This is a genomic window from Hymenobacter norwichensis DSM 15439, assembly GCF_000420705.1.
GTDB classification, from domain to species: Bacteria; Bacteroidota; Bacteroidia; order Cytophagales; family Hymenobacteraceae; genus Hymenobacter; species Hymenobacter norwichensis.
Genome location: NZ_ATVL01000008.1, coordinates 233327 through 245184, shown reverse-complemented (window position 1 = coordinate 245184; position 11858 = coordinate 233327). Strand labels below are relative to the sequence as shown.

Genomic DNA, 11858 nt, shown 5'->3' with positions numbered 1-11858 from the left:
CTAACTCATCATTATCAGATACATAGTTGTAAGACGGAAAATAATTCAAAAAACTTGGGTTGCTTTAAACATCCTATAGCATAACTATAATTATATTTACAGCAGTAATTATAAGCTTAGAATGTATGTAGTACAGATTTGAAGCTTGGAATTGCATTCTTCTATCTGTCCGGTGAGCTTCTGTTGACTTTGTAAAAGTATAATTTGCATTTCGTTGTTATGGGTATAGATCTACTAGTTGAAACTCCAAGTTTGTCAATTTCATATGACTGGTCGAATCAGTGGTTATACCTGGATTGGTGCGGTGACCTTACCCTGCACCTAGTACAGCAAAGCTGCCTGCTCATAACAGAGTGTTTTTTCACTCAGCGTTGTACCCGCATCCTCAACGACAACACCAACGTCACCAGCATCACCTCCGACGTGGGCATCTGGCTAGCTACTGAGTTTCTACCGAATATCGAGGCTGCTGGCGTCGAGTACATGGCGTGGGTGCATTCCTCTAGCATTGATACGCAGGCCTGCACCGATGTAGCGCTGTTTGATTTAACAACGCCAGTGGTAGCGCTTTTCAACGATGTCGCTTCGGCCTATAGCTGGCTGCGCTCCGTCAAGTTCAAGGCGCCCGTTTTTGCCGTGGCAACCGCAAAAAAAGCCCTCTACCAAGATGTTTTCAGCCACAACCTAATACCTAGCCCGGTGTACGTACGCTGAGCGAGAGATAGGTAATAATGGCACAAAGAAAAAGCGCCTAGCTCCAATCGGAACTAGGCGCTTTTTCTTATAAGTAGCCGCCGAGTTATGCCGCCGCCGACTGCCCGTTCTCACGGTCGTCGATAGCCTTCTTGAGCTTGGCAATGGCTGAAGTAGCCCGCTCATCGTCAAGGCGGTTAATGTTAAGCAGCATCTTGGTCTTTTCTTGGCGCGTAATAACTGGGTGATTGAGCAAGCGGATGATTTCCTCTTTCTGACCAGCTGAAGCGTACGTTACTGCGGCCGGAGCCTCAACGGCTGGTTCAGTGGCTACTGCCTTCATAGGTGCAACAACCTCAGCCGCGGGGGCCGGAGCCACAGGAGCAACAGCAGGCACTACGGCCATTGCTGGCTGCGTAGCTGTCGGCATGTTGCCGCCGTATTCCATTTCCTCGGCAGGAGTAGGCTCATAACCAGCTGCCCGAATGATCCAGGCCAAAATATTACGATATGCCTTGCCAATGGCGCGGGTCTGAGCCATGCTCATGATGGCAAACTCCTGGTAGAACTTCTTGCCCTGCTCTTTGCTGGAGCAAATGGCAAAGCCAGCACCCACCGTGTGGCCGGAACGCATATCGAACAGCGTCACCTTGGCTTGATACTTTAATTCTTGGTCGTTTGATACGTTGATAACGTGGTCGACGATAGGCACAATGCCTAGGCGCGAGCCAGCGTACTGCCAGCCTTCCACGTTCACAAACTCTTTGCCTTGCACCGTGGTGGTCAGCTTGTTTTCCTTGATGAACTTGGCCAGATCAGTAGCCAAGTGCAGCGTCTCGTCGGAGCGCGAGATGTCGTAGCTCTCCACTTTGGTTTTGCGTACCGGCTCTTTGATGGTCTTGGTTGCTTCGCTCATGGCGTCTGTTCTTTTAATGTCCTGTAATACCGTGTTTGTGTTCTTATATGTAAACCGCTAACGATTGGAAAAGGTGCAAAAATGAATATATTTTTTATCAAATTTTATGTCTGTATATCAAGTGGTTAAAAGCATGATTGGAATATTTTTTAGTCAACTAATTTTTTTAGCTATTTGCCGTTTGGTTGTAGGCTGAATAAGGCGCCAAATCAGTGCTATTGCTTGGCCGTAGGACACAAGAAAACCCGCTCCTTCGTTTCCGGAAAACGAGGGAGCGGGTTGCACAGCATGGTCCGGGGCGGACGGACGCATGACCTAGGTCGTAAAGTCAAAAAGCATCCGAGAACGAGCCTCAGATGCCTTCTTATACGCTTTAGCTGAACGGTAGGTTTCCTAAACGGTGCCGCCTTCCCATATCAGCCCGTCTTTCATCGTAATCTTGCGGTCCGCCATTTCGGCCAATTGGTCGTTATGGGTCACAATTACGAAGGTCTGGCCGAGTTCTTTGCGCAGCAGGAAAAAGATTTGATGCAGCTCCTGTGCGTTCTGCGAATCCAGGTTGCCGCTAGGCTCGTCGGCGAAGATGATTTCCGGCGAGTTGATGAGGGCACGGGCCACTGCTGTGCGCTGTTGCTCTCCACCGCTCATTTCGCTGGGTTTGTGGTCAGCGCGGCGCTCCAAGTTCAGCATACCCAGCAATTCGCGGGCCCGGACGCGGGTTTCGGTTTCCGAGCGGCCCGCCAGATACGCCGGCAAGCACACGTTTTCGAGGGCTGTAAACTCGGGCAGCAGGTTATGAAACTGGAAGATGAAGCCAATGTGCCGGTTGCGGAATCGCGCCAGCTCCGAGCGTTTCAGCGTACTCACCGATTCTCCATCGAAGAGGACTTCCCCGGAATCTGGGTTGTCGAGGGTGCCCAGAATGTGCAGCAGCGTGCTTTTGCCCGCACCCGAAGAGCCCACAATCGAGACAATTTCCGATTTTTCAATCGTCAGATCAATGCCCTTGAGGACTTCCAGCGTGTTGTATTTCTTACGAACGTTGATGGCTTGCAGCAAAACGGAACCAGATAAAATGAGCCGACGGTATAGGTAACAAAGCTACGGTTTGCCCCGCAGATTACGCAGGATGGGGTCTGGCGGCGGAAGCTAGCCACTAGCAGGAACTGAGGTAGCAAGTATACGTACGAGCGGCGTTGGTTTTCTGCTACCTAAAGGTTTCGTTTCTTAGCAGAGCCATGCCTACTATGTTTATTTCCGGCCGTCGCCTGCTTTGGCTGCCGCCTTTGCTGTTGCCTGTGTTACTGCTATTAGGCTGGTGGAAGTGGAGCCGATGGCAGCCATTCCCAGTTGCCACACCCAGTGCTTATCAGGCCATTACACCTGCGCTGCCCCCCGATAACCGCCTGCGGGGCGTAAACTGGGTGGCCGCCGATTCCGCTTCTAGTACCAACATGGAGCCTTTGGTACGCGCTGGCGTAACGTGGATTGCCCAAACTCCTTTTGGCTGGCAGGCGGGAGCCGCAGTGCCGGAAGTGCGCCTGCATACGGGCGCAGGAAATCGGGGCTTCTGGGGCGAGAGTGACCGGGGCTTGGTGGCCACCTCGCAACTGGCCCGGCAGCGAGGTGTTCGTACTATGCTCAAGCCGCACATCTGGCTGCGGGGCGGTAGCGGCACCTGGCCCGGCGATATCAATATGAGCACCGTCGCCGATTGGCAAGCTTGGTTTGCCAGCTACTCGGTGTTTCTGCTGCACTACGCCCAATTGGCCGAAACCAGCCACATGGATGCCCTGTGTATAGGTACGGAACTGCAACACGCCAGCGCCAGCCACGAGGCGGAGTGGCGCACGTTAATCAAGCAGGTGCGGCAAGTGTACCATGGTCCTCTTACGTACGCCGCCAATTGGAGCGGCGAGTTCGAGGAAGTGCGCTTTTGGGATGCACTGGATTACATCGGTATCCAGGCGTATTTTCCGCTTAGCACCACCACGCGCCCCACCAAAGAAACCCTGCTAGCTGCCTGGAAGCAACCTTTGCGGCGCATCGAAGTGGTACAGAAACGCTATAAAAAGCCGGTGCTCTTCACCGAAATCGGCTACAAAACCACCCCCGACGCCGCCATTCAACCCTGGGCCTGGCCCGACCGCACGGCGGTAGTTACCGAAACCGATGAACAAACCCAGCGTCTGTGCTACGAAGCCATGTTCGAGACGTTCTGGCGGCGGCCCTGGTTTCGCGGTACGTTCATCTGGAAGTGGTACCCAGGCTTGCAAGCCGACGGTTCCGCCCGCCGCCATCTGGACTTTACGCCCCAGCACAAACCCGCTGAGCAGGTAATGGCCCACTGGTATGGTAAATGAGGATTTGATTGCTGAACTGCTGATTGGTATAAGAAATAAAAGGTGTTTCCGCAGCTTGGAAGGCTGAGGATGTCTCACTGCTGGTTATGGATGAGAGCAGGCAGCAATCAACCCTTCAGCCATCAACAATTCAACAATCAGCTATTCACCAATCAACAATCCCCCCGTTTCTACCTACTTTCGTGCACTTATCGAACCACTCCCATAACTGACCTCCATGAACATTCACGAGTATCAGGGCAAAGACATTCTGAAGCGCTACGGTGTACGCGTGCAGGAAGGCATCGTGGCCGACACCGCCGACCAGGCCGTGGAAGCCGCCAAAAAACTGAACGCTGACACCGGCACCAGCTGGTACGTAATCAAAGCCCAGATTCATGCCGGCGGACGCGGCAAAGGGGGCGGCGTGAAGCTGGCCAAAAATCTGGACCAAGTGAAAGAAATTTCCGACCAGATTATTGGTATGCAGCTCGTGACCAAGCAAACGGGTGCCGAAGGCCGCAAAGTGCATAAAGTGCTGGTAGCCCAGGATGTATACTACCCCGGCGAGTCGGAAACAAAGGAGTACTACATGAGCGTGCTGCTCGACCGCGGCACCGGCAAAAATGTTATTATCTATACCACGGAAGGCGGTATGGATATCGAGGAGGTAGCCGAGGCGCACCCCGAGAAAATCCACCGCGAGCATGTAGACCCCCGCGTTGGTCTGCGTCCGTTCCAAGCCGCTAAAATTGCCTTCAATCTCGGCCTGACCGGCCCGGCTCAGAAAGAGATGGTGAAGTTCGTAACGGCTCTTTACAAAGCCTACGACGACACCGATTCGGCTATGTTCGAAATCAACCCCGTGTTGAAAACCTCGGACAACAAAATCCTGGCCGTTGACGCCAAGGTGACTCTGGACGAAAACGCCCTCTACCGTCACCCGGACTTTGCGGCCCTGCGCGACACCAACGAGGAAGATCCTCTGGAAGTAGAAGCGTCGGCCTCGAACCTGAACTATGTGAAGCTTGACGGCAACGTAGGTTGCATGGTGAACGGTGCTGGCTTGGCCATGGCTACCATGGACATCATCAAGCTGAGCGGCGGTGAGCCGGCCAACTTCCTCGACGTAGGGGGTGGAGCCAACGCGCAAACCGTAGAAGCTGGTTTCCGCATCATCCTGAAAGACCCGAATGTAAAGGCTATCCTCATCAACATCTTCGGCGGCATCGTGCGTTGCGACCGGGTTGCTAATGGTGTGGTAGAAGCCTACAAAAACATCGGCGACATCAAAGTGCCTATCATCGTGCGCCTGCAAGGCACCAACGCCGAAGAAGGTGCCCGCATCATCGACGAGTCGGGCTTGAAGGTGTACTCGGCCGTGCTGCTGAAAGATGCTGCTGAGCGTGTGAAGGAAGTGCTAGCCATGAACAGCTAATACTGCTTCAAGCAAATAAAAAGGGCCGCTGGATATATCCAGCGGCCCTTTTTATTTGCGCTTTGTTTGTTTAGTTACCCTTCTCAGCAACGCCAGCATTTTCCTCGGCGGCTACCGGAATAGCCTCGCCCTGCACGCGCAGTTCCACTTCCATGTTGCCGCGGGTGCCCACCGAGTATGGGCAGATTTTATGCGCCTGACGCACCATTTCTACAGTTTTTTCACGGTCGAATTTCTTGAGGTCCACGTCGAGTACGGCGCTCAAGCCATAGCCTTCGCCTTCCTGAAACAACGATACTGAACAGGCCACCGTGGTATCGGCATCAAGCTTGTCGCCAGCGCGCTGGGCAATAACCAGCAGGGCTTGCTGAAAGCACGACGCGTAACCAGCTGCAAATAGCTCCTCAGGATTGGTAGCGCCTTTTTTGCCACCTAAACCTTCGGGTACCGACATATCCAAGTCGATGATACCAGTGGCGGAGCGGACGTGGCCACTACGGCCGCCAACAGCTGAAGCATCAGCCGTGTAGAGAGTTTTCTTTTCAGTGGTTGCCATAATAGAAGTAGGTTGATCGGGTTGTAAGAATAGCTAACTGAATAAACGTCTGGAAGGTTATAGTAGGAAGCCACATGATTTTAGATAAAATCAGGCATTGCGTTTGGCTGCACCGCTATTTCTGGCTAGTTTTGCCCCTCCTAACCGGGTCACGTCGTACAACGGATAGTATGAGAGTTTCCGAAGCTCTTGATCTAGGTTCGATTCCTAGCGTGACCACCAAAAACCCCCTCAGCAGTGAAGTGAGGGGGTTTTGTTTTTTGAAGTGGGCTTGTGATGATGCGTTTACCGAGGGGGAGAGGTGCCCGTGACTTACTTGTTACGGGGGGCTGTCTGAACGCTACCCTGGTAGTTTTTGCTTTCTGAACTCTGAGTTTGCTGTCGTTGCGCCTGTGCTGCAGGGGCAACTTGCAATTTTGTCTAGAGCTCAGGTTCCGACTATCTGTAATTTATAGTTTCGCCCACTATGGGCAATTTAGTTGCTTCCTGCATGCCTATTCACCTACTTGATGCCCTTGGACGCATCCATCTCACTATCGAATATGATGCGGAAAATCATTGGCTGGTTTTTACGTGGCTGGGTGAGCAAAGCTATGCCAGCGTACTAGCCGGCGCCAACCGGGGGATTGAGGTGCTACGGGAAAAAGCATGCTGCTGCCTGCTCAATGACAACCGCCAGATCAGTGGTTTTTGGAGCGAGGAAGCCGTGGAATGGGTGGTGGCAAACTGGATGCCCCGTGCGCAGCAAGCCGGCCTTACCCACATGGCCAACTTGGTGCAGCCCGGCTCCTTAGCCGCCGTGTACGCCGAGGCAGTGCAGTTGGAGGCCATAAAAAATATGAACACGCAGCACTTTTTCTTTCTGGCTGCTGCCCAGGAATGGTTACGAAAAGCTCAGCAATAAAACGGTGCTACGGGCCGAATAAGCGGCGGCCGGAAAGTCATTTCTAGTAACATAAAAGGGTCTTGGCGTAAGCCAGGATCCTTTTATGTTGTTGAAAAGTATGTTGTGGGCTTACCCAATAGAAAGCTACGAAAAAAGCCGGCTGCCTAAATTAGGAGAGGGAGCTACCAACCAGTTGCATTGGTGGTGCGAATGGGCTTTTTTGCCACCTGCTTCCTCTTTCGTTGTTTTAGTGTCGCTGTATTGGGCTTCCTGCTGGCGGGCTTCTTTTTAGCCGCCCCAGCTTTAGGTTTGATTGACGCGGCAACTGGCATGGTGGGCTCAGCGCCGTACTTCACCTGAGCTGCGTTGGGTTCACCAGTAAGGAACAAGTCGAATTCTACGCGCCGGTTGCGTATGCGCCCGGCTTCTGTCGTGTTGCTGGTAAGGGGATGAGTTGGGCCGTAGCCGCGTAGTTCCACCCGAGTATCGGGTGTGCTCTTGCTTGACAGGTAGCGCCGAGCCGCCGCCGCCCGCTCCCGCGACAGGCGCAGATTGTACGCCAATGCACCCTGGCTGTCGGTGTGGCCGGCAATGCTGAGTGAGTAGTTAGGGTATTGGGTAAGGATTTGGGCAATGGTATCGAGCGTCGAGTAGGACGAAGGCAGCAGCGTGGCCTTGCTCCGCTCGAAACCAATAAGAAGAGTAGCTTTTTGCAACCGTTGCCGGTCCCGGGCTTTGATTTCGGGGCAGCCATGGTTGGTAGCCGGACCAGCATCGGTGGGACAACGGTCGGTAGAGTTAGGGGTACCGTCGCCGTCAATGTCGGCATCGGTAATAGTCGAACCAGATGCCGCGGCAGTACGGGCCGATTCGGTACGGGCAGGTGAGTTGCCTGTAGTAGCCACCGTGCAGCCGTTGGCATCAACCGTTGCACCAGCGGGCGTATCCAAGCAGTTGTCGTCGGAATCTGCTACCCCATCATTATCAGTATCGGGGCAGCCGTGCAGTTCGGGTTTACCAGGTATATCGGGGCAGGCGTCATCCACATCATCTACTCCGTCTTGGTCGGTATCGGGGCAGCCGCGCATTTCAACCGTGCCAGGGTCGTTGGGGCATTGGTCTTGATAATTCGGTACGCCATCGTGGTCATCATCCAGGGGGCAACCATGTACATTTACTTCAATGTCAATAGGCGTTCTGGGGCACTGGTCCAGCCGGTCCGGTACGCCGTCTTCGTCGGTATCCTGGGCTTGTCCCATATGGAACGTCAGGCCTACGGTATGCTGTAAAAACCGGTCGGCCCATCGGGGGGTAGTGGCGGCTGGCACCCCATCGAGATTGGCATACATAGGCAAATGCTGGCTGCTTTGCACAAAAAAGCTAACCCCACCGCCTAAGCGAAGACTGATGCCTGCCCCGCCCATTACATCTATATAGCCCTTGTTTTCGTCGATGCGGTTACCATCCGTCAGGCCCGCCCGGCTAGCATACATCCAACCGCCTCCGCCCAGCAAGTAAGGCTGAATGCGTGCTTCTTCCTTGAGTGCCCAGCCGTTATTAAGTTTTAGCTTAAAGCCTAAGGTGCTGTTAAGTAGCGTGGTGTTGAAAAAGGAAGTAGCACTCTTTCGGCCCTTTAATTGTCCGTAAAAGAACTGAGTGTTCAGATCCAGCCCCCGAAACAAATAAAAATTAACGGCTAGGCCAGGCGCATACTGGTTGTTGCTGCTAAACTTCCAATAATCGGAGCCAAAGTCGCCTTGGTATTGCAAGGTGCTGGCGTTGATTCCGAGGCTGGTGCGCCGTTCCCGGGTTTGGGCAGAAGCAGGCTGTAATTGGGTTGCAAAAACTGCTGCTAGGAGAAGGGAAGCAGATAACTGAAAACGGGAAAGGAAGTGCATCATAGGAAGGAAGTATGAGCAGACCGTACAGGTGACCCTGGCCGAAGGATATAGCCCGCAAAAACAGTTCATGTAGCAGCGCAGTTACTGCCTTAGATGCCAATGCTTCTTTGGTGGATGAAGCAATTGAAAAATAGAATAATTCAATTCGCATCAAGGAGCAGCGCCGCGTACGGGAACTAGCTTCGAATTTACTGCAATTTGTAGTGCGCAGGAACACTATTTCGACCAATAGCTTCCCTTGATAGGTGAAGATGAGTATCTGCGTGCTGACTGTATAAGCTCAAGCCCGCTGGTTCATACCGCTTACTAAGCCATTCAATTTTTGAATTTTAATCATGAATGAGACAGCAAGTACCGCTTCTTGCCGTCTCACTCGGCTTGCGCATTTTTGATGCCTGCTTCAATTACAATTGCCGACCTTGCTTGCTCGGCTACTGCTCACCTTTTCAACTTGAGTTGGATTGACAGCGAATCCTATCTTAGCTTACTGTTTGGGTGCACTCTAGACCATCGGTCTTCAGATAGCGTATCTACCAGCAGGTAATAGCACCAGCCTTTGGTGGAAAAACTATTCGAACTTGAAAAAGAAAATCCTCATTCACGACATTGCCAAGCACTTGGGTGTGTCCATTGCCACGGTGTCGTTGGTCCTGAATGGCAAGGCCCGTGAAAAGCGCATTAGCGACACGCTGGCCGAGAAAGTGCTTACGTATGTGGACGAGGTGGGCTACAAGCCCAACCAACTAGCCAAGAGCTTACGCACCGGTAAAACCCACGTTATCGGGCTGGTAGTGGAAGATATTGCCAACCCATTTTTCGCCACAATAGCCGCGCTGATTGAGAAGAAAGCGTTAGCCCGTGGTTACCGCATCCTATATTGCAGCACCAATAACGATACGGCGAAAGCGCTTGACTTACTAACTATGTTTCAGGAGCGCCATGTTGATGGCTACATCCTGGCGCTGCCTAATGGAGTGGAAGCCGAAATCAGTTCCCTTGTACGCCGCGGCAAGCCCCTTGTACTCTTCGACCGGGTCCTGCCGGGCGTACAAACCAATACGGTGGTAGTTGATGGCGTAGCGGGCACGTACGCCGCCACGCAGCACCTGTTGGCACAGGGCTTCACTAGCATAGCACTCGTCATCACCCAGCTCGAGCAGACGCAGATGGCAGCTCGGCAACAAGGCTACCGCCAAGCCCTGCGCGAGTACAAGCAACCGGAACTGGTGCAGGAAATTGCGTTTCCGCAGGAGCCCGAGCAGATTGTGTTGGCTATGCAGCGCTTCTTCGAGATGCACCCCCACTGCGATGCTGTACTCTTTGCCACCAATTACTTAGGGGTGTCGGGTCTGGAAGCCTTAAACCGTTTGGGCCGCCGTATTCCAGCGCAAATAGCGGTGGTTTCTTTCGACGACAACGACCTGTTTCGGCTGTATTCGCCACCTATTACGGTGGTGGCACAACCCATGGAAGCATTGGCTGAAAGCGTTATTAATGCCCTACTAAACGAGCTGGAGGACCCAACTACTACCGATACCTCGGTGCAACTTCAGCTAACCCCACAGTTGGTAATACGCGCATCCTCTATCCGGCCGATATCGTAGCCTCCTCTTCACACCGCATCAACCCGTCGGCTGCCACGCAGCCCGTACCACATGATGTAGATGTAGCACAAAACGGGTAGTAACAGCGCCAAGCGTAGGCTGCTATGGTCAGCGATGAAGCCGAACAATAGCGGCACCAAGGCGCCCCCTACAATGGCCGTACACAGCAGCCCAGAAGCTTCCTCAGTTTGCCGGCCCAGTCCGGCCATGGCCAGCGTGAAGATGGTGGGGTACATCAGCGAGTTCATCAGCCCCACCGCCAGTAGGCTCCACATGGCTACCGCGCCGGTGGTATTGATAGAAATAAGTACCAGCGCTACTGCGCCCACGGCATTGATGGCTAGTAACTTGGTTGGCTGAAATTTGTTGAGCAGGTATGCTCCGGCAAAACGACCTACCATGGCCGCGCCCCAGTAAAAGGCTACTTGGTCGCCAGCTTCTTTAGGGTCAAGCCCCATTACTTCGGGCAAGGCGAGGTAGTTTACGATGTGCGAACCAATAGCCACCTCGGCACCCACGTAGGCGAAAATGCCGATTACCCCGAGCACCAAATGCCGGTAATGCCACGCCCGGCGCTGGTCTGAGCCTGTCGGGCTGTCGTTGTCGGTGGCGTGGACGATGGCTGGCAGGTTCACGCGGCTCAGCAGCAAGCTAATGAGCAGTAGCGTCCCGCCAATAACCAGATAAGGCAACTGCACGGCCCGCACATCGATAGCTGCGGCTGAGGCTGCGGTATCAAGCTTCGGCAGATGACTCAGGATAAGTGCGCTACCTAACAATGGGGCCAGCGTGGTACCCAGCGAGTTGAACGCCTGTGTGAGCGTAAGGCGTGCCGATGCCGACTCCGGCGGCCCTAGAATGGCCACGTACGGGTTGGCTGCCACTTGCAACAGCGTGATACCCGACGCCAACACAAACAGCGCCCCCAGAAACAGCCCGTAAGCCCGCTGGGCCGCCGCTGGATAAAACAAGAATGCCCCGATAGCGGCCACCACGAAACCCAGCAGCATGCCGCGCTTGTAGCCCACGCGCGCCACCAGCTTGCCCGCCGGGATACTCATCAGGAAGTACGCCCCGAAAAAGCATAGGTTGATGAGGTTGGCCTGCGCAAAGGAGAGCTGAAAAATAGCTTTCAGATACGGAATCAGGATATCGTTGAGGCAGGTGATAAACCCCCACAAAAAGAAGAGCGTCGTGACGGCACTCAGCGCCGACGTGTAGCGCTGGGTGGTAGCCGACGGGTCACTAACGGTGGATACACTAGGTGAAACAGGAGGAAGAGCAGCCATAAAGGGCAGATAGTGGGAATGAGGTGGAAGTCGGCTAGCGCAGCTATAGTGAATATAGCACGTAATCCAGCCCGTGGAAGCTAAACCCAAAGCTAAAATGTTTTAGCAGATTAATTTCATGTAGGTTAAGAGCAGACTTGTTAGCATATTCGCCATCAGCCACAGAGCAGGAAACGTCACTGAGCGGATGGAGAAGAGAGTTTAAGAACTCTCAACCCCCATGCACAGCTTGG

At 53.5% G+C, this 11858-nt stretch carries 10 protein-coding genes and 1 tRNA gene; 6 read left to right on the top strand and 5 right to left on the bottom strand.

The features are described from left to right. Nucleotides 1-252: 252 nt before the first annotated feature. Nucleotides 253-714, top strand: a complete 462-nt coding sequence (locus G536_RS0112085) for a hypothetical protein (RefSeq protein ID WP_022823857.1) — start codon at nt 253-255, stop codon at nt 712-714. Nucleotides 715-799: 85 nt separating this feature from the next. Here the strand turns inward: G536_RS0112085 and G536_RS0112080 are convergent, their stop codons facing one another. Together G536_RS0112080 and G536_RS0112075 are read right to left on the bottom strand one after the other, a co-directional pair. Further along, a complete protein-coding gene (locus G536_RS0112080; RefSeq protein ID WP_022823856.1) occupies nt 800-1609 on the bottom strand; it encodes a hypothetical protein in 810 nt (269 codons plus the stop codon). 393 nt (nt 1610-2002) lie between these two features. After that, nucleotides 2003-2668, bottom strand: a complete 666-nt coding sequence (locus G536_RS0112075) for an ABC transporter ATP-binding protein (protein WP_022823855.1) — start codon at nt 2666-2668, stop codon at nt 2003-2005. Between the two features lie 179 nt (nt 2669-2847). On the opposite strand from G536_RS0112075, the gene G536_RS0112070 reads away from it, so the two are divergent. Together G536_RS0112070 and sucC are read left to right on the top strand one after the other, a co-directional pair. Then, complete coding sequence (locus G536_RS0112070; RefSeq protein WP_022823854.1) at nt 2848-3972, top strand: glycoside hydrolase family 113; 1125 nt, start codon at nt 2848-2850, stop codon at nt 3970-3972. 217 nt (nt 3973-4189) lie between these two features. Next, nucleotides 4190-5389, top strand: a complete 1200-nt coding sequence (gene sucC, locus G536_RS0112065; RefSeq protein ID WP_022823853.1) for an ADP-forming succinate--CoA ligase subunit beta — start codon at nt 4190-4192, stop codon at nt 5387-5389. Between the two features lie 70 nt (nt 5390-5459). Here sucC and G536_RS27595 read toward each other — a convergent pair whose 3' ends face one another. Next, nucleotides 5460-5945 carry an organic hydroperoxide resistance protein gene (locus G536_RS27595; protein WP_022823852.1) on the bottom strand — a complete coding sequence of 162 codons (486 nt, stop codon included), beginning with the start codon at nt 5943-5945 and terminating at the stop codon, nt 5460-5462. 147 nt (nt 5946-6092) lie between these two features. Between G536_RS27595 and G536_RS0112055 the strand changes: the two genes are divergently transcribed. Beyond that, nucleotides 6093-6167: transfer RNA gene (locus G536_RS0112055), tRNA-Arg, on the top strand. 268 nt (nt 6168-6435) lie between these two features. Continuing rightward, on the top strand, nt 6436-6849 hold the full coding sequence (locus G536_RS0112050) for a hypothetical protein (protein ID WP_022823851.1): 414 nt from the start codon (nt 6436-6438) through the stop codon (nt 6847-6849). Between the two features lie 164 nt (nt 6850-7013). Here G536_RS0112050 and G536_RS32885 read toward each other — a convergent pair whose 3' ends face one another. Continuing rightward, entirely contained in the window at nt 7014-8732 is a 1719-nt protein-coding gene (locus tag G536_RS32885) for an OmpA family protein (RefSeq protein ID WP_022823850.1), read from the bottom strand. Nucleotides 8733-9310: 578 nt separating this feature from the next. On the opposite strand from G536_RS32885, the gene G536_RS0112040 reads away from it, so the two are divergent. Further along, on the top strand, nt 9311-10336 hold the full coding sequence (locus G536_RS0112040; RefSeq protein WP_022823849.1) for a LacI family DNA-binding transcriptional regulator: 1026 nt from the start codon (nt 9311-9313) through the stop codon (nt 10334-10336). 8 nt (nt 10337-10344) lie between these two features. Here the strand turns inward: G536_RS0112040 and G536_RS0112035 are convergent, their stop codons facing one another. Continuing rightward, on the bottom strand, nt 10345-11625 hold the full coding sequence (locus tag G536_RS0112035) for a sugar MFS transporter (protein ID WP_022823848.1): 1281 nt from the start codon (nt 11623-11625) through the stop codon (nt 10345-10347). Between the last annotated feature and the right edge of the window lie 233 nt (nt 11626-11858).